At 74.0% G+C, this 21,971-nt stretch carries 18 protein-coding genes and 1 pseudogene; 12 read left to right on the top strand and 7 right to left on the bottom strand.

Annotated elements, in window-relative coordinates:
* Positions 1 to 19: 19 nt before the first annotated feature.
* Together ACIBW6_RS26145 and ACIBW6_RS26150 are read right to left on the bottom strand one after the other, a co-directional pair.
* Entirely contained in the window at positions 20 to 754 is a 735-nt protein-coding gene (locus tag ACIBW6_RS26145) for an SOS response-associated peptidase (RefSeq protein WP_399063648.1), read from the bottom strand.
* A 227-nt stretch (positions 755 to 981) separates the two neighbouring features.
* A complete protein-coding gene (locus tag ACIBW6_RS26150) occupies positions 982 to 2,100 on the bottom strand; it encodes an Lrp/AsnC family transcriptional regulator (protein ID WP_399063650.1) in 1,119 nt (372 codons plus the stop codon).
* Between the two features lie 215 nt (positions 2,101 to 2,315).
* On the opposite strand from ACIBW6_RS26150, the gene ACIBW6_RS26155 reads away from it, so the two are divergent.
* Genes ACIBW6_RS26155 through ACIBW6_RS26165 form a run of 3 tightly spaced genes read left to right on the top strand, consistent with a single transcriptional unit; the run spans position 2,316 to position 6,148 of the window.
* Positions 2,316 to 3,587 carry an MFS transporter gene (locus tag ACIBW6_RS26155; RefSeq protein WP_399063652.1) on the top strand — a complete coding sequence of 424 codons (1,272 nt, stop codon included), beginning with the start codon at positions 2,316 to 2,318 and terminating at the stop codon, positions 3,585 to 3,587.
* Positions 3,556 to 4,842, top strand: a complete 1,287-nt coding sequence (locus tag ACIBW6_RS26160; RefSeq protein WP_399063654.1) for an amidohydrolase — start codon at positions 3,556 to 3,558, stop codon at positions 4,840 to 4,842. The genes ACIBW6_RS26155 and ACIBW6_RS26160 overlap by 32 nt, the downstream gene beginning before the upstream one ends.
* Positions 4,843 to 4,891: 49 nt before the next feature.
* Positions 4,892 to 6,148: a hypothetical protein gene (locus ACIBW6_RS26165; RefSeq protein WP_399063656.1), complete on the top strand. Its 1,257-nt coding sequence runs from the start codon at positions 4,892 to 4,894 to the stop codon at positions 6,146 to 6,148.
* A gap of 40 nt (positions 6,149 to 6,188) precedes the next feature.
* Here ACIBW6_RS26165 and ACIBW6_RS26170 read toward each other — a convergent pair whose 3' ends face one another.
* Entirely contained in the window at positions 6,189 to 7,115 is a 927-nt protein-coding gene (locus tag ACIBW6_RS26170; RefSeq protein ID WP_399063658.1) for a LysR family transcriptional regulator, read from the bottom strand.
* Between the two features lie 71 nt (positions 7,116 to 7,186).
* Here ACIBW6_RS26170 and ACIBW6_RS26175 point away from each other — a divergent pair, with 71 nt between their 5' ends.
* Both ACIBW6_RS26175 and ACIBW6_RS26180 read left to right on the top strand, forming a co-directional pair.
* Complete coding sequence (locus tag ACIBW6_RS26175; RefSeq protein ID WP_399063660.1) at positions 7,187 to 8,074, top strand: SDR family NAD(P)-dependent oxidoreductase; 888 nt, start codon at positions 7,187 to 7,189, stop codon at positions 8,072 to 8,074.
* A gap of 56 nt (positions 8,075 to 8,130) precedes the next feature.
* Entirely contained in the window at positions 8,131 to 9,102 is a 972-nt protein-coding gene (locus ACIBW6_RS26180) for an SDR family NAD(P)-dependent oxidoreductase (RefSeq protein WP_399063662.1), read from the top strand.
* 9 nt (positions 9,103 to 9,111) lie between these two features.
* Here the strand turns inward: ACIBW6_RS26180 and ACIBW6_RS26185 are convergent.
* Positions 9,112 to 9,778 (bottom strand): annotated as a pseudogene (locus ACIBW6_RS26185) (helix-turn-helix domain-containing protein); the annotation flags it as partial.
* A 328-nt stretch (positions 9,779 to 10,106) separates the two neighbouring features.
* Between ACIBW6_RS26185 and ACIBW6_RS26190 the strand changes: the two are divergent.
* Together ACIBW6_RS26190 and ACIBW6_RS26195 are read left to right on the top strand one after the other, a co-directional pair.
* Complete coding sequence (locus ACIBW6_RS26190; protein WP_399063664.1) at positions 10,107 to 10,655, top strand: hypothetical protein; 549 nt, start codon at positions 10,107 to 10,109, stop codon at positions 10,653 to 10,655.
* A gap of 119 nt (positions 10,656 to 10,774) precedes the next feature.
* The gene (locus ACIBW6_RS26195) at positions 10,775 to 11,806 is read left to right on the top strand and encodes a hypothetical protein (protein ID WP_399063665.1); all 1,032 of its coding nucleotides are present in this window, start codon (positions 10,775 to 10,777) and stop codon (positions 11,804 to 11,806) included.
* Between the two features lie 45 nt (positions 11,807 to 11,851).
* Here ACIBW6_RS26195 and ACIBW6_RS26200 read toward each other — a convergent pair whose 3' ends face one another.
* Together ACIBW6_RS26200 and ACIBW6_RS26205 are read right to left on the bottom strand one after the other, a co-directional pair.
* Positions 11,852 to 14,578 carry a molybdopterin-dependent oxidoreductase gene (locus ACIBW6_RS26200; protein WP_399063667.1) on the bottom strand — a complete coding sequence of 909 codons (2,727 nt, stop codon included), beginning with the start codon at positions 14,576 to 14,578 and terminating at the stop codon, positions 11,852 to 11,854.
* Entirely contained in the window at positions 14,575 to 15,405 is an 831-nt protein-coding gene (locus ACIBW6_RS26205; RefSeq protein ID WP_399063669.1) for an FAD binding domain-containing protein, read from the bottom strand. Before ACIBW6_RS26205 ends, ACIBW6_RS26200 begins: the two co-directional genes overlap by 4 nt.
* 211 nt (positions 15,406 to 15,616) lie before the next feature.
* Between ACIBW6_RS26205 and ACIBW6_RS26210 the strand changes: the two genes are divergently transcribed.
* From ACIBW6_RS26210 to ACIBW6_RS26220, 3 genes are all read left to right on the top strand, one after another.
* Positions 15,617 to 17,194, top strand: a complete 1,578-nt coding sequence (locus ACIBW6_RS26210; RefSeq protein ID WP_399063671.1) for a PucR family transcriptional regulator — start codon at positions 15,617 to 15,619, stop codon at positions 17,192 to 17,194.
* Positions 17,195 to 17,438: 244 nt separating this feature from the next.
* Positions 17,439 to 18,209 (top strand): class I SAM-dependent methyltransferase, encoded by a 771-nt coding sequence (locus ACIBW6_RS26215; RefSeq protein ID WP_399063673.1) that lies wholly within the window; start codon positions 17,439 to 17,441, stop codon positions 18,207 to 18,209.
* Positions 18,206 to 18,877, top strand: a complete 672-nt coding sequence (locus ACIBW6_RS26220; protein ID WP_399063674.1) for a TetR/AcrR family transcriptional regulator — start codon at positions 18,206 to 18,208, stop codon at positions 18,875 to 18,877. Before ACIBW6_RS26215 ends, ACIBW6_RS26220 begins: the two co-directional genes overlap by 4 nt.
* 9 nt (positions 18,878 to 18,886) lie before the next feature.
* Here the strand turns inward: ACIBW6_RS26220 and ACIBW6_RS26225 are convergent, their stop codons facing one another.
* Entirely contained in the window at positions 18,887 to 19,426 is a 540-nt protein-coding gene (locus ACIBW6_RS26225) for a DUF3291 domain-containing protein (RefSeq protein ID WP_399063676.1), read from the bottom strand.
* A 398-nt stretch (positions 19,427 to 19,824) separates the two neighbouring features.
* On the opposite strand from ACIBW6_RS26225, the gene ACIBW6_RS26230 reads away from it, so the two are divergent.
* Both ACIBW6_RS26230 and ACIBW6_RS26235 read left to right on the top strand, forming a co-directional pair.
* Positions 19,825 to 21,423: an amidohydrolase family protein gene (locus ACIBW6_RS26230; RefSeq protein ID WP_399063678.1), complete on the top strand. Its 1,599-nt coding sequence runs from the start codon at positions 19,825 to 19,827 to the stop codon at positions 21,421 to 21,423.
* A 138-nt stretch (positions 21,424 to 21,561) separates the two neighbouring features.
* A complete protein-coding gene (locus tag ACIBW6_RS26235) occupies positions 21,562 to 21,927 on the top strand; it encodes an STAS domain-containing protein (RefSeq protein ID WP_399063680.1) in 366 nt (121 codons plus the stop codon).
* Positions 21,928 to 21,971: the final 44 nt, after the last annotated feature.

A 21,971-nucleotide genomic window follows, 5' to 3' on the forward strand; every position in this document is an offset into this window, starting at 1 on the left:
AGTTGTGCCGGGTGGGCCGTCAGGCGGCCGCGTCCAGGAGTTCGGGGCCGTTGTTGCGGACGTTGTTGACCGCCATGGAGACGGGCCGCGTCTTCAGGTGGCCGCCCGCGGGCTGGGTGAGCAGGGCGCGCAGGTCGTCGGTGTCCTGGTGGGCGGGGTCGAGCCAGGTGTCGTAGTCCTCGGGGGCGAGGGCGAGCGGCATCCGCGGGTGGATGCGGCCTGCCGCGTCGGTGGCCTCGGTGGTGAGGATCGTGGTGGTCGTCAGCCAGGCGTCGGGGGCGTCGTCGGCGGCGATCTCGGGGTTGCGCCAGTACGCGTACAGCCCCGCCAGCGCCATCACCGAGGCGTCGGCGGGGTGGATGAAGTAGGGCTGCTTGCGCGTCTTGCCGGTGGCGTCGTCGGTGACCGGGTCCCATTCGTAGAAGCCGTCGGCGGGCAGCAGGCAGCGGTGCCTGGCGAAGGCCCGGCGGTAGGCGGGCTTCTCGTGGACCGTCTCCACCCGGGCGTTGATCATCCGCGCGCCGGACCTGGGGTCCTTGGCCCAGGAGGGCACCAGGCCCCAGCGCAGGGCTCGCAGTTCGCGGCCGGCCGGCGCCGCGTCACCCTTGGGCCGCCGTTCCAGGACGGCGTACACGGGGTCGGTCGGCGCCACGTTCCAGCTGGGCTCCAGCGCCTCCTCCTCCCGCCACTGCCGGACGTCGAAGAGGCGGAACAGGTCCTGAGGGCTGCGAGTGGAGACGTAGCGACCGCACATGGGGCCACTGTGCCATCAGCGACGGAGATTGCGGCGTTGTCCGTATCCGTAGCCGTGTCCGTGTCATCTGCCCAGCCGGCAGGGTGCGTGCGGCAGCCCGGTCCGCTCATGCCCGCTCGTCCGTGAGCCGGGGCCAGGCCGCCTCGCGGAGCGATGATGACGGCGGCCCTGGCGTTCGAACTCCCTGACCGCGGCGGTCTTGCGCGACGGCGCGGACGTCTCGGCGCTCAGCCGCCGGCGTCCTCCAGTCCCTCCGGCGCCGCCGTCATCGCCACGTGACGCTGGGCGCGGCCCGTCGCGTCCAGCAGGCGGCCCATGCGCTTGCTGGTGTGCAGGGTGATGCTGCGTTCGCGGACGCCGAGTCCCGGGTGGCGGTGCAGGATGCGGTCCTCCAGGGCGGCGCAGTCCGCGGGGGTGCGCAGCCACACGGACAGCAGGAGGTTGGCGCTGCCGGTGACCGTGGAGCACACCCGGGTCTCCGCCATGGCCGCCAGGGCGCGCGCCACGGTGTCCACGCCGGGCCCGGGAACGCACAGGCGATAGGTCGCGACGACCGGCCACCCCGCCAGTTGCTGCGTGAGGTCGCAGCGGAAGTAGATCTCGCCGCGGCCGGTCATGCGCTGGAGCCGCCGGCGGACCGTCGTGGGGCTCAGCTCGCACTCCCTGGCCAGTTCGGAGTGGCTGTACCGGGCGTCGGCGCCGAGGGCCTGGAGCAGCCTGCGGTCGCTCGCGTTGGGGACGGCGGGCGGGCGCGGGGCACGGTGGCGCGAGGCGCCCGCCAGGTCCGAACGCTGTCGTTCGCTGAGGCTGTGCACCAGCCAGCCGCTGCCCTCGCCGTGCACCTCGGTGCAGATGCTCAGGCGCAGCGTGCGCACGCCGGGCAGGGTGCCGAGCCGCCGCGTGACGAGGTCGTCGAGGGCGGCGAGGTCGCGGGCGGCGACCGACAGGAACACCTGGTGCTCCCCGCTGGTGCGTTCCACGCTGAACACCGGTCCCCACAGGCGCGTCCGGGTGGTGACCGCCTCCACCGCGTCGGCGTCGCAGGCGAGATCGACGTAGCCGACGATGGTGGCGTGGTGGGTGGGGTAGGCGGTCATCCACGCCGTGCCACTGGCGGTGAGACGCCGCCAGCGGCGGGCGGCGGTGGTGGCGTCGATGCCGATGACCGCGGCGATCCGCGACCACGGCGCGCGCGGCTGCAACTGCAACGCCTCGATCAACGCCAGGTCCGTCTCGCCCAGTTCGTGGGCCGCGCCGCCGCCCGCGCGCGTGGCCGCCGGCAGGGACGGCTCGCGGGCTCCCGCCGCGGAGGGGGTCGCGTGAGGGGCGGTGATCAGAGGGCGCACGCGTCTCATCCTGCCAAGGCGGACGGGAAAGCAGAAGGCTCGGTCCACTCGGTGGCCGCGCGTCCGGGCGGAGTTGCCGCGCCCCGTACTCCCCGGTGGCGTTTTCCTGCGGCGACGGCTTCTGCCTGCCCGTTTCCGGCGATCCGCGGGGGCTGACCGGCCCCCGGTGCAGGGTGTCGGCCACACCACATCTCGCTGAGCGGGGGGAGCCACCCGTGCACAGAACGACCCGGACCACCGCTGTCCTGCTCTTCGTCGCCTGGGCCGTCGACTACATCGACCGGCAGGTCATCAATCTCGCCCTGCCGTCCATCGGGGAGACCTTCGGTCTGTCCCACGGCGAACGCGGGCTGATCGTCTCCGCCTTCTTCGTCACCTACGCGCTGACCCAGATCCCGGCCGGGCTGATCGCCGGGCGGTTCGGCGGGGTCCGCGTGATGTGCGGGGCCCTGGTCCTGTGGTCCCTGTTCACGGGGCTCACGGCAGTCGCCTGGTCCTTCACGGCGCTGCTGGTGTTCCGCTGTCTGTTCGGGGTGGCCCAGGGGCTCTTCCCGACCGCGGCCATCGACACGCTGAGCCGCCGTACCATCCCGGACCAGCGGCTCACCGCCAACGGCTGGATCCAGAGCTCCAACGCGGTCGGCGGTCTCCTGGCCGCCGTGCTGGGCGGGTTGCTCCTCGCGCGTTTCGACTGGCGCGTGATGTTCCTCGTCGTGTCCGTGCTGGGCCTCGCCGTCGTCGTCGCCATCCGGCGCCGCCTGCCGGGGCCGCTGCCCGCCGCGCTGACGGGCCCGGTCCTGGAGCAGGTCGAGGGTGCGGCGGCGCGGCTGCTCAGGTCCCCGGTGATCTGGCTGTTCGCCCTGATGTTCTTCGCCTACGACACGGTCGTGTGGGGGCTCAACAGCTGGAGTGCGTCCTACCTGATGGAGGAGCGCGGTCTGCGGGTGTCGGACGCGGGGCTCGTCTCGCTGGCGCCGACGCTGTGCGCGGCGGCCACCGCCGTGATCGGCGGGCGGCTGTCCGACCGGTTCGAGGGGCGGCCGGGACGGATCGTGCTGCCCGCCATGAGCGCCACGGCCGTCCTGCTCGCCGTGCTGCCGCTCACCACCTCGCCGGCCGCCTACGTCGTCGTGGCCACACTCATCAGCGCGGCGGTCGGCCTGTGCTACATGCCGTGCTTCTCCCTGCCGTTGCGGAGCCTGCCACCGGGTCTGACGGGTGCCGCGTCCGGCATCATCCTCTTCGGCGGACAGCTCTCCGGGATCCTCGTCCCGGTCCTCTTCGGGCACATCGTCGACGCCTTCTCCTACCGCGCCGCTTTCTGGTCGCTCGCCCTCGGCCCGGTCCTCGCCGTCCTCGTCGTGCTCCGGGTCCCGCAGACCACCCCCGCCTTCCTGGCGCGCCTGCGCACCTTCACCACCGCCACCGCACCGACCCCCGAGGAGAACGACAGCGATGCGTCCCCCGCACGCCACCCCGGCGTCTGACACCCCCTTCACCGCCGATCTCGCGGCGCACCTGCCGCACTGGAAGGAGGTCTACCGCGACCTGCACGCCCACCCCGAACTCGCCTTCGAGGAGCGGCGCACCGCGGCCACCGTCGCCGCCGAGCTGGCGGGCGCCGATGGCTGGGAGGTCACCGAACAGGTGGGCCGGACGGGCGTCGTGGCCGTGCTGCGCAACGGCGCGGGCCCGGTCCTCTGGCTCCGCGCCGACATGGACGCGCTGCCGGTGCGGGAGGAGACCGGTCTGTCGTACGCCTCCCGCCGCGAGGGACTCATGCACGCCTGCGGCCATGACGTGCACGTCGCCGCCCTCCTGGGCGCGTGCCGGCAGCTGGCCGCGCACCACGACGCGTGGCGGGGCACGGTGGTCGCGGTCTTCCAGCCCGCCGAGGAGGTCGGCCGCGGCGCGCAGGCCATGCTCGACGACGACGTCCTCGACCGCTTCCCGCGTCCGGACGCGGTCCTCGGCCAGCACGTCGGCCCCCTGCCGGCCGGAGTGGTGATCACCAGGCCCGGCACCGTCATGGCCGCGGCGGACAGCATCGACATCACCCTGTACGGGGCGGGCGCCCACGCCTCCGCGCCGCACATGGCCGTCGATCCGATCGTCATGGCGGCGGCCGTGGTGCTGCGCCTGCAGACGCTCTCGGCGCGGCTCGCGCCGCTCTCCCCCGCGCCGCTCCTCACCGTCGGCGCCCTGCACTCCGGCACCGTCCCCAACGTCATCCCGGACACCGCCCGACTCCGGTGCAGCCTGCGCTCGTTCGACGAGCACACCCGGGAATCGGTCCTCACCGGCCTGCGCCGCGTCGTCCGCGCCGAGGCCGAGGCGCAGGGCGCCACCCGGGAGCCGGAGATCGACGTCTACGACTCCTTCCCGCCGACCGTCAACGATCCGGACGCCACCGCACGCTGTCTGACGGCTCTCGCCGCCGACGGGACGCGGGGCCGGATGCTGCCCGATCCGCTCGCGGCCAGCGAGGACTTCGGCCGGTTCGCGGCCGCCGCGGGCTGCCCGTCCGTCCTCTACCACTTCGGCGGCGCCGACCCCGCGGACTTCGACGCAATGGCCGTCGCCGCGCTGGAACGCGGTGTGCTGCCCGAGGGCACCGTGCTGAACCACTCCCCGCGCTACGCGCCCAGCGACCACCACGCGGTCGCCGCCGGAATCCGCCACTTCCTCGCCGCTGCCGATGCCTGGCTGGGCCGCACCAGGTCGCTGGGCCCCGCCGCCTGAGCACCGCACCGCTCCCGCCGTCGCCGCCACCACTGCCGTAAGGACACTGATGAAGTTCTGGAAACCCCTGCTCCTCACCGCCGTCCTCACACTGGCGTCCGTGACGCCCGCCACCGCCGCCGGGGCGGGTGCCTCCGGGCCCACCACGCCGGACTGCGCCTGGCATCCCCTGGGGTACCGGACGTCGAACGTCGCCTACCCCGACACCAACTCCCAGTACTGGCTGCTGCACTACACCGTGCAGGACGGCCTCAGCATCGCCCTCGACGGCCGCTACCCGGACGCCCGGTACGCCTCGTTCGCGTCCTACGACGCCGCGCACGACAGCGTCACGGGCCCGGGCGGAGCACCGGCCGTCCTGACCGACCACCAGATCGCCCCCGACCGGGGCAGCCGCAATCCCTACCAGTACGGCGGCCGGGCGGGCGGCAAGTTCACCGTCACCGTCGCGGAGCGCGCAGGCCGCGGGAGCAACGCGCTGCCGCTCTCCTCCGCGGGCACCCCGCAGGGCGCCGAAGGGACCGTCATCTACCGGGTCTACCTGGCGGACGGCACGGTGCGGCTGCCGAAGGTCACCTTCCGGCGCGACGGCCACCGGGTCTCCGTCCCCCCGTGCGCCGACGCGCAGGGCTCCGGTGCGGCCACGCCCGACGCCACCCGCGCCACCGGGCCGGCGCCGCTCCGGGACGCCGATCCGGCCCGCCCGGCCTTCGCCCGCCAGGCCGGATCAGGCCTGTACCCCAACCCCGACAACGCCTACGTCTCCGCCGGGTTCGACGCCCCGCCCGCCGGCGACGTCCTCGTCGTCCGCGGCAAGGCCCCGGCCTCGACGACCGGACACCGGGCGCGGCCCTGGCCCGACCCGGCGGCACAGGTCCGGTACTGGTCGATGTGCGACAACCTGTGGTGGGGGCCGGGCGAGGTGGTCGCCAACCCGCTGCCCGACGGCACCGTCGACCCCGGCTGCCGCACCGACTCCGACACACATGTCGCCGCCGACGGGACGTACACCTACGTCGTCGGCACGGAGCAGCAGCGCGCGGCCATCACCCGGATACCCGGGGCGACGTTCGTGCCGCTGTCCTCGGCGACGCCGACGGACAAGCATGTGCTGATCCTGCGCAACATGCTCGCCGCCCCCGGCTTCGCCGAGGCGGTCCAGCGGGTGCCGACCGGCAGCGACGCCGCTCGTACGGAGGCGGTGATGGGCGCCTACTACCCCAGGGCGACCTACTGTTCCCTGAGCCTGCTCGCCGCGTCTGGGCCGGAGGCCTGTACTGCCGGCCGCGAGGATCACAAGGAGTGAGGTTCTCCCCTACGGGTCCCAGGCGCAGTCGTGCTCCCGCTCAGGGCGGCTCCGGCACGTCGGCGCCGAGGGCTGCCGCGCGCAACGCGGTGGCCACGCGCGTCACCGGTTCGGGCGGCGTGCGCGGGAGGTGTGCCAGCAGGAGCCGCCGGTGCTCCTGGGGGCCGCGGACGGGCAGGATGCGCACGCCCTCCGGCGCTGCCGCCGCCAGCGTCACGGGCACCGTGGTGAGTCCGCAGCCCGCGGCGACCAGGTGCAGCTTGGCCAGCCAGTCGCGGGCGGTGTGCGCGATCTCGGGCCGCTCGTCGAGGCCGGGCCAGACCCCCATCAGCCGGTCCTCGCCGGACGTGGATCCGGCGATCCAGGTCTGCCCGCGCAGGTCGGCCACGTCGACGTGGTCGCCGCGGGCCAGCGCGTGCGTGGCGGGCACCGCCAGACACAGCGCGCGTTCGGTCAGGGTCCGCAGGACGAGCGGCGGTGACTCGGTGTCCGGCGGCCGGAAGGGGGGCGCGGAGGCGAGCAGGGCCAGGTCGATGCTGCCCGCCCGCAGGGCGCGTACCAGGGCGGGGGTGCCGCCTTCCCGGCCGACGACGCGCAGGCCGGGGTCGGTGTGGCGCAGGGCGGCCAGGGTGCGGGGCACCAGGACGGCGCCCGCGGTGGGCAGCCAGCCCAGGCGTACCGTCCCGGTCTGCGCGGGCAGGCCGGACAGTTCACGCGCGGCCGCGTCGATCTCCGCGAGGACGACCGTGGCGCGGCGCATGACGAGCCGGCCGGCCGCGGTGAGCCGTACGCCCTCGCGCCGCCGCTCCAGCAGCTCGGCGCCCGCCGCCCGTTCGAGAGCGGCGATCTGCCGGGACACGGCCGACTGCGTGTAGCCGAGGGACGCGGCGGCGGCCGTGAAGGTGCCCTGCTCCGCGACGGCCCGGAAGACGCGGAGCGCTGTGAGGGAGACATCGGTGAAGTCCATGACGTTTACGCATACTAGCCGTGCCGAACTTTCGTTGGACTCATGTAATGGCCGTTCGTAGCGTGGAACGCATGAACGGTTCACGGATCGCCCTCGTCACGGGCGCAAACCAGGGACTCGGCCGCGCTCTCGTCGAAGGGCTGGCGGCTCGCCTGCGACCGCACGACCTGGTCCTGCTGACCGGCCGCGACCACCGGCGGGTGACGGACGCCGCGCGGGAGGTCGGCGAGCTGCCGGCCACCCGTGCGCGCGTCGAGGGGCGCGTCCTGGACGTCACCGACAGCGAGGCCGTCGTCCGTCTCGCCGACGAGCTGCGCGCCCGGTACGGCGGGGTCGACGTCGTGGTCTCCAACGCGGTCGCCCGGCTGCTGCCCGAGGAGTCGCAGGCCGAGCGGGCCGACGAGTTCATCGACGTCTCGAACACCGCCACGCACACGATCCTGCGTGCCTTCGGACCCGTCCTGCGGCCGGGCGGGCGGCTGCTCGTCGTCGCCAGCAGCCTGGGCACCCTCGGCCACCTCGACGCGCGCCTGCACCACCTCTTCGACGGCGCGGGCCTCGACCAGGTCGAGGACGCCGTCGAGTCCTGGCGCGGCGCCGTCCACCTCGGCACCGCGCGCGAGGCAGGCTGGCCGGTGTGGCTGAACGTGCCCTCGAAGGTGGCCCAGGTCGCCGCCGTCCGCGCGGTCGCCGCCGAGCGCCGCGCCGCCGACCTCGCCGCCGGCACCCTGATCGCGTCCGTGTGCCCGGGGATGGTGGACACCGCGACCTCGCGGCCCTGGTTCAGCGACTACAGCCGGGCGCAGTCGCCGGGCCAGGCAGCCGAGGCCGTCCTCGACCTGGTCCTCGCCGACGACGTGGACCCCGCGCTCTACGGCGAACTGGTCCGGTTCGGCAAGGCCCTGGACTGGCACGGCGGTACGCCCCCGGTGGAGCAGGACCGTCTGGTGACGCCGTGACCCGCGGCGCCGACGCGCTCACCGCGCATACACCTACATCGCAGGGAAGTGCATCCATGAGCACCACCACTCCCGCCACGATCACCACCCCGTTCGGGTTCTCCAGCACGGCCACCGAGGTGGCGCAGGGCATCGATCTCACCGGCCGCCAGGCGGTGGTCACCGGGGCCTCGTCGGGGCTCGGTGCCGAGACGGCCCGTGTCCTGGCCGGCACCGGGGCGAGTGTCACGCTCGCCGTGCGTGACGTGGCGACAGGCGCACGCGTCGCCAAGGACATCGCCGGATCGACCGGCAACCGGCGGGTCCGGGTCGAGCGGCTCGACCTGACCGATCTGGGTTCCGTCGCCGCCTTCACCGCGGCGTGGCGGGGGCCGCTGCACATCCTGGTGAACAACGCGGGCGTGATGGCCGGCCCCGAACAGCACACCGAGCACGGCTGGGAGTGGCAGTTCGCCACCAACCACCTGGGGCACTTCGCGCTCACCACCAGCCTGCACGCGGCGCTGGCGTCCGCGGGCAACGCCCGGGTCGTCATGGTGAGTTCCTCGGGGCACCAGCAGTCCCCCATCGTCTGGGACGACGTCGACTTCGCCTTCCGCCGCTACGACCCGTGGCTCGCCTACGGGCAGTCGAAGACGGCGAACGTCCTCTTCGCCGTGGAGGCGACCCGCCGCTGGGCCGGCGACCACATCACCGCCAACGCCCTGATGCCCGGCGCGATCCACACGAACCTCCAGCGCCACCTCAACGGCGGGGGCAGCGGAAGGGTACCCGCCGATCTGATCAAGACGGTCGGGCAGGGCGCCGCGACCTCCGTGCTCCTCGCGACGTCACCGCTGCTCGAAGGGGTCGGCGGCCGGTACTTCGTCGACTGCAACGAGACCGCGACCGTCGACCGTCGCACCGGCACCCTGCACGGCGTCGCCCGCTACGCAGTCGACCCGGCGAACGCCCGCCGTCTGTGGGACCTGTCGCGGGAGATACTCGACCGGGCGGGGCTCCGGACGGAAGAGGGGCGGCCGGCCTGACCCGGCCCGTCAGCGGCCGGGCCAGGCGATGTCGTCGACGGCGAGGAACGGCTCGCCGGCCACGGCCCCGGGCGTGACCCCGGTGAACGCCCGGACGTCGCGGTGCAGATAGGACTGGTCGGCGCAGCCCGCGTCGGCCGCGACCTGGGCCGCGGGTCCGCCCGCGACCAGAAGGTGGGCGGCATGGTCGAAGCGGACCAGTTGTGCGGCCCGCTTGGGCGGCAGACCCAGCTGCGAGCGGAACCGGGACCACAGCCGCTCGCGGCTCCATCCGACCTCGGCCGCGAGGCCGTCGACGCGGGCCCCGCCGCGGCTGACGACGATCCGGCGCCAGGCCCGGGCCACCTCCGGATCCACCGCGGGTTGCGCCGCGAACCGCCGGGCGAGGAACGCGTCCGTCACCGCGAAGCGGTCCTGCCACGAGGGAAGTTCGGCGAGCCGTTCGCGCGGCCGTGCCGCCTCCCGGCCCCACAGGTCCGTCGAGGTCGGCGGGGGACGCGCCCAGGACCGCGCGTGCGATCACCGGGGAGAGACGTACCTGTACGCACTCCCCGATCACCAGGGAGAGACGTACCTGTACGCACTCCACGTCCTCGCCGCGCGCCAGGACCGTGCCGCCTGACCCGAGTCCGGGCCCCGCCGCGATGCTCCCCCGCTGCGGCCCGCAGGCGCCGTCACCGCCTCTTCCCTGCTGGCCTTCACCGCCAGTCACGCCGTGCGGACGAGCTGACCGGGCCGGAGCGGGGCCCGAGGGGTCTCCGTCCGCGGCGCAGGCGGGCGCCGGCGTGCGCGGGCCGGGGCGCCGTCGTGCACACGGGTGTGCTCCGCCGCACCCTGGCCCGCGCCCGCCGCGCTCTGCCCCACGCGGGCCATGGCTCCCGGGTGCGCCCCCGGGCACCATGAGAGCCCCCGCCCCCCGGTGCCTTCAGCGCCCCCGCGACCGCCGTGCCGGCGGCGCCGACCCGCCGTGCGGGCCTGAGCAGGAAGACGAAAGGATCACGTCCATGCGCAGATCGTTCAGACGACTGGCCGCCGCTCTCCTCACCACCGGGGTGACCGCCCTGGCGTTCGCACTGCCCGCCTCTCCGGCCGGCGCGGCTCCCCGCACCGTGACCACGCTGACGTGCACCAGCACGTCGACCACCACCTACGATCCGCCGATCACCACGACCGCGGCGACCAGCACCCGCACGATCGACCAGACCTACGGCCCCTGTCTGGGCACGGGTGCCGCCGCGGCCGTCACCGGGGGCACGCACACCTCCTCCAACACCACGCAGCGCTCCTGCCTGCAACTGCTGTCGACGGCGACGGTGAGCTGGACCATCAACTGGAGCAACGGGCAGAGCAGTACGGTCACCGCCCAACGCGTCTCCAACCTCGCCGGTGCCGTCTTCACCAACGAGTTCACCGGCACCGTCACCAGTGGCTACCTGGCCGGGCACGGCTTCGTCGAGACCATGACCGCACCGTCGCTGCAGATCACCACCTGCACCTTGCTCGGGGGCTCCGTCTCCGGCCTGGGAGCGGTGCACACCTTCACGCTCCTCTAGCGGACGCGGGGCGGGCGGCGGGTGCACCCCGCGGTCACGTTGTCGACCAGCTGGAAGCAGGCACGAGGACAGCAAGCGCTCTTAGATTCCGCTTAGAACACGTCCTTAGCGTCTGCGCCATGAAGAAGCAACGCGGTGCAGTCGGATTCGTCGTGTTCACGGCCGTGACCTTGGCGGCTCCCGCCGGGGTGGCGGCCGCCGCCCCCGCTCCCGCAGCGGACGCCGTGTCCGCGGCCCCGGGCAGGCCGACGGACAACTTGTACATGTCCCTCGGTGACTTCGAGGATGCCACGTCGGGCGCGGCGCCGGAGGTCAAGGCCATGATCGACCGGGCGGACATCGGCGGGGTCCAGGTGGTGGCGCCCTGGAAGGCGCTGGAGGGCAAGAAGAAGGGGGAGTACACGTGGTCGCGCCTGGAGCAAGCGCTGCGCTATCTCCACCAGCGGCACAAGAAACTGTTCGTCCAGGTCCAGGACCGGTTCTTCGACGTGGCGATGGCGGACGCCGGGGTCCCGCAGTACGTGAAGGACGCGGGCGGCGTCGCACCGACGGTCGATGAGAACCCCGACAACCCCACCACGCACGGCGCCATGGCCGCGCAGTGGAACACGGAGGTGCGCGCGGACTTCCAGGCCCTGCTCAAGGCGATGGCCCGGAAGTTCGACGGCAGGCTCGCCGGGGTGAACCTGCCGGAGACCGCGGTCGACGTGGACACCGCCACGGACCGGACCGGATACACGTCGAGCTCCTACATAGACGCCGAGATCGCCACCATGCGGTACGGCAAGAAGGTGTTCAGCAGGACGCCGTTCGTCCAGTACGTCAACTTCCTGCCGGATGACGACGATCACCGGCGCATGAAGGAGATGTTCGATCTGGCCCGGGACAAGAAGATCGGCATCGGCGGGCCGGACACCCTGCCGGACCGGCCGTACCAGATGGAGAACTCCTACAAGTTCCTGCACGCGTACAAGAACGTCCTCCCGCTCGTGGCGATGGCCGTCCAGGAACCCGACGTCCACGCCACGGACCCGCGGACCGGCGAGCCGTACACCCGTGAACGGTTCACGGACTTCGCCCACGACTACCTCGGGGCGCGGCAGCTGTTCTGGACGCCCGAAGCGGAGTGGCTGCGCACGCCCCCGGCCTGACCGCAGGGAGGATGCGACCAGGCCGTCTCCGCACCCGCGGCGAGATCAGGGACCCTCCGCGGCGCGCTCCGCCAGCGCCAGCCAGACCCGGTCCCGGGTCAGGGGGACCTCCGTGAAGCGGATGCCCGTCGCGTCGCGCAGGGCGTTGGCGAGCGCGGGCGCCACCGGGTTGAAGGGGCTCTCGCTCATCGACTTGGCGCCGAGCGGGCCGATGGTGTCCGTCGTCTCGGTGAAGTGGACCTCGGTGCGCGGGACATCGGCGTACTGGGGAAGGCGGTAGCGGCGGAAGGCGGCGGTGGAGACCTTGCCGCGCTCGTCCAGGCGTACGTTCTCGAAGAGGGTGGCGCCGAGTGCCTGCGCGACGCCGCCCTCGACCTGGCCGCGGCACTGCATCGGATTCATGACCTGGCCCGCGTCGGCCGCGTGCACGCTGCGCAGGATGCGGATCTCGCCGCTGCCGGGGTCCACGGCGACTTTGAACCACTGCGCGTTGAAGGCGACCGAGCGGGGCGTCCCGCCGAAGCGGCCGTCGGCCGTGCAGTCGACGCCGACGGCGCGCGCGGCCGCGTACAGCTCCTTGAGGAGGAGGCGGCCGCCCGGGTGCACGACCGCTTCCTCGACGAGGCGGCAGTCGGCGCGCGCGACGCGCAACTGGGCGGCGGCGAAGTCGAGGAGCAGGTCGGCCAGGGCGCGGGAGGCGCGCAGCGTGGCCTTGCCGGCGACGACCGTCCCGGTGGAGGCGAAGGCTCCGGTGTCGTGCCGGACGACGTCGGTGTCGGACTGGCGGACGGTGATCCGGTCGACGGTGGTGGCGAGTTCGCCGGCGGCGATCTGCCGGTGGACGGTAGTGGTGCCGTTGCCGAACTCGGCCGTGCCGACGGCGAGGTCGAAGGAGCCGTCGGGCAGCAGCGTCGCCCTGGCGTCGGCGATGTGGCCACCGGGCGGCCCGGTGGCGATCATCGCGAGGGCGGCGCCCTCGCCGACCAGCCAGCCGTCGGGGGCGGGGTCGTCCCGGTACGCGGACCGGGCGCGGCGCACGACGGAGAGGCACTGGTCCAGGCCGTAGCTGGCGATGTGCAGGTCCTCCTCGTGCCCGCCGGGGGTGACCATCGCCTCCCCCGCCGCGATGACGTTGCGGGCCTTGAACTCCAGCGGGTCGAGGCCGAGTCGGCGGGCGAGTTCGTCGAAGGCGGACTCGACGGCGAACGTCACCTGGCCGAGGCCGTAGCCGCGGAAGGCCCCGGCCGGGACGGTGTGCGTGTAGACGGAGTACGCGTCGACCTTCTTGTGCGCGGCGCGGTACACGGCCATGGACTCGCCGACGCTGTGGAACATGACGGCGGGGCCGTGGTTGCCGTACGCGCCGGTGTTGGACACCACCCGCAGCTGGAGGGCGGTGAGCGTGCCGTCGCGGCGCGCGCCCGCCTTGACGTGGATGGTGAAGGGGTGGCGGGTGGTGGCGCCGTAGAACTGCTCGGCGCGGGTGTACTCCAGTCTCACCGGGCGGCGCAGCCGCAGCACGGCGAGGGCCACGACGTCCTCGACGAGCATCTCCTGCTTGCCGCCGAAGCCGCCGCCGACCCGGCCCGCGACGACCCGCACCTTGTCCTGCGGCAGGTCGTACAGGGCGCACAGGGCCCGGCGGGTCAGGAACGGCGTCTGTGAGCTGGTGCGCACGGTGAGGCGGTCGTCCTCGTCGAACCAGGCGACGGCGCCGTGGGTCTCCAGGCTCGCGTGCTGCACGCGCTGGGTGCGGTAGGTGGCCTCGTGGACGGCGTCGGCCGCGGCGAAGCCGGCCTCGATGTCGCCGGTCTCGCCGTGCGCCTCGCCGACGACGTTGTCGCGCGGGCGGGCGATGCGGGCCGTCGCCGGGTCCTTGTCGTGGACGACGGGGGCGCCGGGGCGCATCGCCTCCTCCGGGTCGAGGACCGCGGGGAGCACGTCGTACGTGATCTCGACGCGGCGGCAGCCCTCCTCCGCGGCGGCCTCGCTGTCGGCGACGACGGCGGCGACTCGCTGACCGATGTAGCGGACGGTGTCGTCGAGGACGCGGGTGTCGTCCGGGTCCTCGGTGGGGTGTTCGTGGCGTGCGGTGGAGAAGTGCCGCTCGGGGGCGTCGTGGTGGGTCAGCACGGCGTGGACGCCGGGTACCCGCAGCGCGGCGGCGGTGTCGACGGCGACGATGCGGGCGTGGGCGTGCGGGGAGCGCAGCAGCTTCATGTGGAGCAGGCCCGGGACGTCGATGTCGAAGGTGTAGCGGGCGGTGCCGGTGACGACCTGGGGCCCGGCCGGGGCGGGAAGGTTGCGGCCGACGGCCTCGCCCGCGCAGGGGGCTTCGACGTGCTTGACCCCGCGGACGGCGTCCTCGATGGCGCGATAGCCGGTGCAGCGGCACAGGTTTCCCTTGAACGCGCGGGGCAGGTCGGCCTGTTGCTCCTCGTCCAGGGCCGCCGTCGTCATCAGGAATCCGGCCGTGCAGAACCCGCACTGGAATCCTTGTGCGTCGAGGAACTTCTGCTGTACGGGGTGGAGTTCGCCGTCGGTGGACGCCAGTCCCTCGACGGTGGTCACCGTCCGCCCGTCGGCGCGGAAGGCGGGGTAGAGGCAGCTGTGCACGGGTGCGCCGTCCACGTGGACGGTGCAGGCGCCGCAGTCCCCCGCGTCGCAGCCCTTCTTCACGCCGAACCAGCCGCGCTCGCGCAGGTAGGTGCGCAGGCATTGCCCGGACCGCGGGTCCTCCTCGTGCGTACGGCCGTTGACCTCGATCTTCATCGCGCCGCCCCTTTCTCTGGCCGCAGTTCGCGGCGGATCTCCTCGGCGTGCAGGAGTGTCATGTGGCGCCGCCACGCGGGCAGCCCGTGGATGTCGTCGAACCACTCGTCGTCCGCGACTGCCGCGTCGAGTGCGGCCCGCAGCGTGGCGGCGTCGGGCGGCAGCGGGAACCAGAGCCGCACCGGCCGGACGGTCGCCGCCGTGACGGTGATCGCGAACGAGCCGTCGGCCGGGTCCAGGACGCCGATCACCAGCGCGCCGGACCGGCCGAGCCCGTACAGCGACGCCTGCCGGAACGCCGTACGACAGGCAAGGGACCGGGCGGGCAGGGTCACCGAGCGCAGCAGTTCGCCCTCCGCGAGGTCCTTGCGGCCGGCGCCGGTGACGAAGTCGCTGACGCGCACCCGGCGGAGCGCGCCGTTCTGGGAGCGCAGCAGGCACACGCCGTCGAGCGCGGCCGTCAGCGAGATCATCGGGCCCGCCGGGAGTGCGTTGCAGAGGTTGCCGCCGACCGTGGCCATGTTCCAGATCTTGAACGAGGCGAGGAAGGCGCGGCAGCACTGCTCGAAGAGCGGGGCCGCGGGTGCCGTCAACGTGCGTGCGAAGCGTGACAGTTGCGCGATCGTGCAGGTGGCGGCGGTCTCCAGGGAGCCGTCGGCGTGCTGTGCGACCGGGGTCCAGCCGGTGCGGCTGAGGTCCACGAGGCGGCGCAGGTGCGGCTGCGGTTCGGAGAAGAGATAGGTGCCGCCGCCCAGCCAGGCGTCGCCCGGCCGCCAGGGCGCGGGCACCCTGGCGTCCCGGATCTCCGTCACGGTGTTCAGGTCCATGGCCGCCAGTGAAGCAACGCGTGCCCGGCCGGGACGACTGGTGCGCCACACGGAATCACCGGCGTTCGGGCCGGGGTCTTTGGTGATTCAACCAGGGGGCGTTCACCTCCGCTCACCTTGCACTTACGATGCGATATCTCGCTTTCACCTGGTGAATGCGGGATGCCGGGGTTCCTTCATCGCCCGGCGACCGTACGAGGGGCCGGAACACATGCACGTCGAACACCTCCTGGACGACCAGAGCCTGGGCCTGCGCCCGGTGTGGGCCGAGCCCGGTCTGCTGGGCCGGGAGATCAGCGGAGTGACCGTCACCGACCTGGAGGACCCGGGCCGCTTCGTTCGGGCGGGTGAGGCCGTGCTCAGCGGGCTCGTCTGGTGGACCCCGGACGGCGGCGAGGAGAAGGCGGACCGGTTCGTGCGGGCGCTGCGGCGCGTGGACGCGGCCGTCCTGCTGGCCGGCGAGGAGACGCACGGGTCGGTCCCGGAGGAGCTGGTCGCGGCGTGCGTCCGGCACCGCCTGCCCCTGGCGGGCGTCCCCCGGCACGTGATGTTCCGCGCCGTCACCGAGACCGTGTACCTCCAGCAGTGGGGCGAGCTGAGCCGCCACCACGCGCTGCCCGACCACCTCCGGGCACGGCTCGGCGGCCTCCTGGCCCAGGGCGCGGGGCCGCAGGAGATTCTCGCCGCCGCCTTCGCGCAGCCGCGGGCGGGGACCGCGGCCGCCGTCCGGACGGCTGCCGGGCGGACGGTCGCGGCGACGCCGGGTGCGGACGCCCCCGCCCCGCCGAGGGCGGGGGCCGGCGGGGCGGGCGCGGCCGGCGGCACCTCGATCCCGGTCGAAGCGGGCGTCGCGTCACCCTACGAGCGCTGGAGTCTCCACCTGCCCGAGCCCGACGCGGCGCCGCCGCGTCTGCTCCAGGAGGTGGCGGCCGTGCTGGGCCGCTGCCAGGAGGCGTACATCCGGCGTGAGACCGCGGCACGAGAGGCCGCGGACGGGCTGGGGGCGCTGCTCGTGGACGCGGGCGGCGAGCGCCGCTCCGGCGCCGCCACGGGTGTCGAGCGGGAGCTGCGCGCCTGCGGACTGCCGGCCGAAGGGCCGTACCGCGTCTTCGCCGTTCGCACGGGATCCCGGCGGGCCGGGTGGGCGGTGGGGGCGCTGGCCGAGGTGCTGGCCTGGACCGGTGGGGGCCCCGCCGCGTTGGGGCGACTGCCCGGGGGGACCGCGTTCGCGGTCGTGCCGCGCAGCGCTCCGCCGGAGGAGTTCGTCAGGGTGTGGCCACTGGTCGCCGGGGGCGTGCCGGGCGAACCGCTGCACGGCGGGACGGGCGTCCCGGCCGCGGACCCCGGCGGGCTCGCCGCGGCGCTGGCCGAAGCCCGGTACGCCCTCGCCTGCGCCCGGTCGGCCGCGCCGGGGGCCGCCCTGCTCACCGACGCGGCGGCGCTCGGCAGCCTCGACGCGCTCCTGGGCGGCGTGCCGGCACGGGTCCGCGCCACCTACAGCCGCACGGTCCTGGGCCCGTTGGCCGAGCCGCGCAACGCCTCCGCCGCCGCGCTGCTGGAGACCCTGCGCACCTTCCTCGCCTGCGACGGGTCCTGGGCACGCGCCGCCGAGGCACTGCACCTGCACGTCAACACCGTCCACTACCGCGTCCAGCGCATCGAACACCTCACCGGCCGGACCCTGTCCCGGCTCACCGACCGCCTCGACCTGCGGGCCGCGCTGCTCTGCCGCGACGCCGGGGGCGGCGATTCCGGCGGTGAGCGTGGACCTGGCGCGCAGGACGTCTGAGCACGCCCCCGGGCGGCGTCGGCGGAGAGCCGCACCCCCGCGCGCCGGGCCCCTGCGCATGGCCCACCCGCGCGGCATCGGCGCATCCTCCAATGCTTTTACCGCATATGCCACGCCATTTGGCCTAACCGCCAAGCATTAGCCAGGCCTCTTTGCACTTGAGCGCAGCAGATGCAAGATAGGAGGTGATATCCGGGGTGCGCCTGCCGTCGACTCCGGCCGGGCACGGAAGGCGAGGTCCCTCATGGTCATGCGCACCCTCGACGGTGGCGACGTCAGCCACCGGGGACTCGACCGTCCGTACGTCCCGCCGCGCCGCCCCGACGAGCGCATCGGCCACCTCGTCGCCCAGTCCCTCCGCGAGGCGCGCACCGTCCTCAACGTCGGTGCGGGCACCGGCGCGTACGAGAGCACCGCGCACGCCATCACCGCGGTCGAGCCGTCCCTGGCCATGCGGGCCCGGCGCCCCGCGCGACTCGCCACCGCCATCGACGCCGTCGCCGAGGACCTGCCCTTCGCCGACGGGCAGTTCGACGCGGCGATGGCGCTGCTGAGCGTGCAGGACTGGTCCGACATCGACGCGGGGCTGCGCGAGATGCGCCGCGTCACACGCGGGCCCGTGGCCGTGCTGACGTTCGACCCCGCGCTGATCCGCGACTTCTGGCTCTACGAGTACGCGCCGGAGGTGCTGGAGGCCGAGGCGCGCCGCTACCCGCCCCTGGCCCGGATCACGGCGGCGCTCGGCGGCCGCACCACCGTCGAGTCCGTCCCCGTGCCGCTGGACTGCACGGACGACTTCAACGAGGCGTACTACGGCCGCCCCGAGCTGCTCCTCGACCCGGCGGCCCGGCGGGCCTGCTCGGCCTGGAGCTTCCTCGACGACGGCGCCCGCCAGGAGTTCGACATCTCGCTGCGCCGCGCGCTGGGATCGGGCGCCTGGGACGAGGCGTTCGGCCAACTGCGCGGCCGTCCGGTCCACCACGGTTCGCTCGTCCTCGTGCGCGCCGCCCCGTGACGGCCGGGGCCCCGCGCGCGGACGGGGGCGGCGCCGCACCGGGTTCGGGTTCCGGCGACGGCCTGCGGACACCGTCCGGCCGGCCCGGATCGACCCCTCTCCTTGCCTGCCCGCGGCCCCGGCGTGCGGACGCCGAGGACAACCGCGCCCGCATCATCGAGACGGCGAGCGCGACCCTGACCGGCTCCCCCGGCGCCACCCTCCAGTCGATCGCGAAGGCGGCCGGGGTCGGCCAGGGAACCATGTACCGGCACTTTCCGAACCGGGAGGCGTTGCTCCTCGCCGTGTTCCGCGCGGACGTCGACGCCCTCGTCGACGCGGCCCCGCGCCTGCTGGCGGAGCACGCGCCCGTGGACGCGCTCCGCCTGTGGCTCGACCGGCTCGCCGTCTACGGCCACGGCCGGCACGCGGCCTCCCAGGCCGTGGCGGCGGCGGCCCGCGGGAGCCGCTTCTGCCCGCCGGTCGCCGGGGCGCTGGAGCAGGTGCTCGCCGCCTGCGCGGCGGCCGGGCGGCTCCGGCCCGGGACCCACGCCGACGAGGTGCTGCTGCTGGTGTCGTTCCTGTGGCAGGCCGATGGCGAACCGGTCGGGCGCGAAAGCACCGCACGCATGCTCAGCATCGTGATCGACGGGCTGTGCGCCACCGCCGGTGCGGACGCCCGCGGTTGAGCGGCCGGGTCAGCGGGAGACCGGCTTCACCGTGGACGGCGTGCCGTCCGGGGTGAAGGAGTGGTGGAAGGTGAAGGCGTGCGGCGCGGGACCGTGGTCGCCGAGGTGCTCCACCCGGGAGACGCCGTCCTGCCAGGTGGGCGTCGTGCCGTCGGGGACCCACCAGAACACGTAGTTCGGGTGTCCGGTCCGCTCGAACCAGTCGTAGCGCCGGTTCAGCGCCTGTCGGTGCAGACCGGTGTAGATGGCGTCGAAGGCGGAGTGCGGGTCGGTCCAGAGCGAGAGGGTCGCGGCCAGCGCGGTGGTCTCCCGGGTCCGCCCCTTGCCGTACCAGGACGGCACGGTGAACCCTCCCCAGGCACCCCAGTCCGCCTCGAAGAGCAATCCCCGGTCGCCGCTGCGCACTTCGGCGTGGGACAGGTACCCGGGGTGCTGACTGATCTTCCCGTAGACGGCCGCGCCGATGTCGTAGAACTCGCGCGTGAGCGATCCGGGATCCACGAGGGGTGATTTCAGGACGCCGAACGTGTACAGAGCAAGGTGGGGCATGCGTCTCTCTCTGCTTGCGGGGTGCGGGCCGTCGCCGAGGACCACGTGAAGGTAGCGGCTCCGGTGGGCCTTGTCGACGTTGCGTTTTCCGCGCGCGGATGGCCTCCGGCACGTGTCGAGCCGGGGTCCGGCGCGTCTCATGCGCCCGGGGTACGCCGCACGCCCCCGGCGGGGAGGCCGGGGGTGCGCCGAACCGCCAGGCGGGGAGGCCCGGGTGGGCCCAGCACCACCCCCCTCCCACCGTCTGGCCGCACTGTCCTGTCGCTCGCCGTCCGTCATGGTCGTAGAGGTCGGCCGACACGATCGGCGACGTCGCACGCAGGACACAAGACACAGGACACAGGACGCGCAAGAGGGGAAACCGCATGACTGGCACAGCAGTTGGGACGCCCGGCCGCATGGACCGACGAGGATTCCTGGCCGGGGCCGCCGCCGTGACCGGGACGGCGCTGGCGAGCACGACGTCCACGGGCGCGGCGCACGCGGCCGGGCCACCGGAGGCCGGAGCAGAGACGGCCGGAGAGCAGGCGGTCGGAGCAAGGGACGAACACGGGCCCGGTTCCGGCCCGTTGGCGCTGACCCACGTCACCGTGATCGACGGGTCGGGCGCCCCGCCGGCGCCCGACATGACGGTCGTCGTCGAGGGCGGCCGCATCACGGGACTCGCCCCGAGCGCCCGCACCCGGCTCCGCCCGGGCACCCGTACGGTCGACCTGACGGGCAAGTACCTGATGCCGGGACTGGTCGAGGCGCACACGCACAGCGACGGCCCGGAGGCGGTGGTCCCGGCGCTCTACGTCCTCGCCGGCGTCACCTCGGTGCGGGAGATGCGGGGCCAGCCGGTCCACGCCGAGTGGCGCGAGAAGATCCGCAGCGGCGCCCTGCTGGGCCCCCGCTGGGTGATCGGCAGCCCCATCGTCGACGGGGCGCCCTCGCTGTGGGCGGCCGACGTGGGCCCGACCATCGAGGTGCGGGACGCGGCCGAGGCCCGGCGCGCCGTGCGGCGGGTCAAGCGCGAGGGGGCGGACTTCGTCAAGGTCTACTCCCGCCTGTCCCGCGAGGCCTACTTCGCGATCGTGGACGAGGCCCGCCGCCAAGGCCTCCCCCATCTCGGCCACTGCCCCGACACCGTACCGATCAGTGAGGCGAGCGCCGCCGGTCACCGGAGCATCGAGCACCTGCACGCGCTGCTCCTGTCGACGTCGCGGCACGAGAAGGAGATCCGGCGCGCTCTGGCCGCCGTACGGATCGATCCGGGCGACCCCAGCAGCCTTTCCCGCTACCACAGTTGGTTCCAGCAGGTGCATCCCCTCGAATGGCGGGCGGTGCAGGGGTACGACCGGGACCGGGCGGACGCCCTGTTCCGGAGCCTCGCGGCCCACGGGACCGCCGTCGTCCCGACGCTCACTGTGCACCGCACGCTGGAGCTGGCCGACGACGTGCCGTCCTGGGAGGAGGAGTGGAAGTATCTGCCCGCCTGGCAGGTGGAGAGCTGGCCGGACCAGCTGGCGGCGCTGACCGGCGGGCGGACCGCCGAGCAGCGCGAGCGGTTGCGCGGGATCTTCGCGCACCGGCTCCGCCTCGTGCGCGAACTGCACGGCGAGGGGGTGCGGCTGGCGGCCGGTACGGACACCGGCACGGGGTACCTCGTCCCGGGCTTCGCCCTCCATGACGAGCTGGAGTTGCTCGTCTCGGCCGGTCTGTCCCCGGCCGAGGTCCTGCGCGCGGCGACGCAGGAGGGGGCCCGCACCCTCGGCCTGTCCGGCGTCGGCACGGTGGCCCGTGGGCAGGCCGCGGATCTGCTCGTCCTCGACGCCGATCCGCTGACCGACATCCGCCACACCCGCCGTATCCATGGCGTGGTCGTCGACGGCCGGTGGATCCCGCCGCAGGAACGCCGCCGGCTGCTCGCGGCGGTGGAACGTGCCGCGGCGGCGGCCCCGCCGCCCGAGGAGGGGGCGACCATGTCGGGCTGCGGCTGCGGTGGGCACCCCTGACGGCTGCCGTACCGCGCAGGCGTCTCAAAAGGCCGTGTCCCGCCCGTTCGATCCGGGGCCGAACGGCCCTCCCCAGAGCGATGATCGGGGCCTGGTGTCCCTATAAAAATAGAGCCCTCACAGGGTTGGCTGGGTCCCATGACGCTCACCTACGAGGACACCACCTCCGGCCTCACCGAACACTCCGTCGGCGGCACCCTCGTGGTCGCGCCGCAAGGGGAGATCGACATGGCGGTGGTGCCCGGGCTCACGGCTCGCCTCGACGTGCTGACCGCCGACCCGCTGCCCGACCTCGTGCTCGACCTGCGCGCGGTGACCTTCGTCGATTGCGCGGGGCTCGGCGCGCTGTGCCGGGCCCGGACCCGGGCCGTCGCCGCCTGCGGGCGGCTGCGGCTCGTCACCGACGACGAGAGCGTCTTGCGGGTCCTGCGGATGACCGGCCTGGACTGGGCCTTCGACATCTCCCCGGCCCTGCCGTGGGAGATGGCCGCGCGGACGGGGTGACGCGGCCCGTTACGGGGCCCGTGCGGGCCGGGCCTGCCCGTAGG

Source organism: Streptomyces sp. NPDC049813 (assembly GCF_044465085.1).
Taxonomy (GTDB): domain Bacteria; phylum Actinomycetota; class Actinomycetes; order Streptomycetales; family Streptomycetaceae; genus Streptomyces.

Coding starts and splice junctions, on each gene's coding strand:
- ACIBW6_RS26145 (WP_399063648.1), bottom strand. CDS start 754: ATGTGCGGTCGCTACGTCTCCACTCGCAGCCCTCAGGACCTGTTCCGC.
- ACIBW6_RS26160 (WP_399063654.1), top strand. CDS start 3,556: ATGCGTCCCCCGCACGCCACCCCGGCGTCTGACACCCCCTTCACCGCC.
- ACIBW6_RS26165 (WP_399063656.1), top strand. CDS start 4,892: ATGAAGTTCTGGAAACCCCTGCTCCTCACCGCCGTCCTCACACTGGCG.
- ACIBW6_RS26170 (WP_399063658.1), bottom strand. CDS start 7,115: ATGGACTTCACCGATGTCTCCCTCACAGCGCTCCGCGTCTTCCGGGCC.
- ACIBW6_RS26175 (WP_399063660.1), top strand. CDS start 7,187: ATGAACGGTTCACGGATCGCCCTCGTCACGGGCGCAAACCAGGGACTC.
- ACIBW6_RS26180 (WP_399063662.1), top strand. CDS start 8,131: ATGAGCACCACCACTCCCGCCACGATCACCACCCCGTTCGGGTTCTCC.
- ACIBW6_RS26190 (WP_399063664.1), top strand. CDS start 10,107: ATGCGCAGATCGTTCAGACGACTGGCCGCCGCTCTCCTCACCACCGGG.
- ACIBW6_RS26195 (WP_399063665.1), top strand. CDS start 10,775: ATGAAGAAGCAACGCGGTGCAGTCGGATTCGTCGTGTTCACGGCCGTG.
- ACIBW6_RS26200 (WP_399063667.1), bottom strand. CDS start 14,578: ATGAAGATCGAGGTCAACGGCCGTACGCACGAGGAGGACCCGCGGTCC.
- ACIBW6_RS26205 (WP_399063669.1), bottom strand. CDS start 15,405: ATGGACCTGAACACCGTGACGGAGATCCGGGACGCCAGGGTGCCCGCG.
- ACIBW6_RS26210 (WP_399063671.1), top strand. CDS start 15,617: ATGCACGTCGAACACCTCCTGGACGACCAGAGCCTGGGCCTGCGCCCG.
- ACIBW6_RS26215 (WP_399063673.1), top strand. CDS start 17,439: ATGGTCATGCGCACCCTCGACGGTGGCGACGTCAGCCACCGGGGACTC.
- ACIBW6_RS26225 (WP_399063676.1), bottom strand. CDS start 19,426: ATGCCCCACCTTGCTCTGTACACGTTCGGCGTCCTGAAATCACCCCTC.
- ACIBW6_RS26230 (WP_399063678.1), top strand. CDS start 19,825: ATGGACCGACGAGGATTCCTGGCCGGGGCCGCCGCCGTGACCGGGACG.
- ACIBW6_RS26235 (WP_399063680.1), top strand. CDS start 21,562: ATGACGCTCACCTACGAGGACACCACCTCCGGCCTCACCGAACACTCC.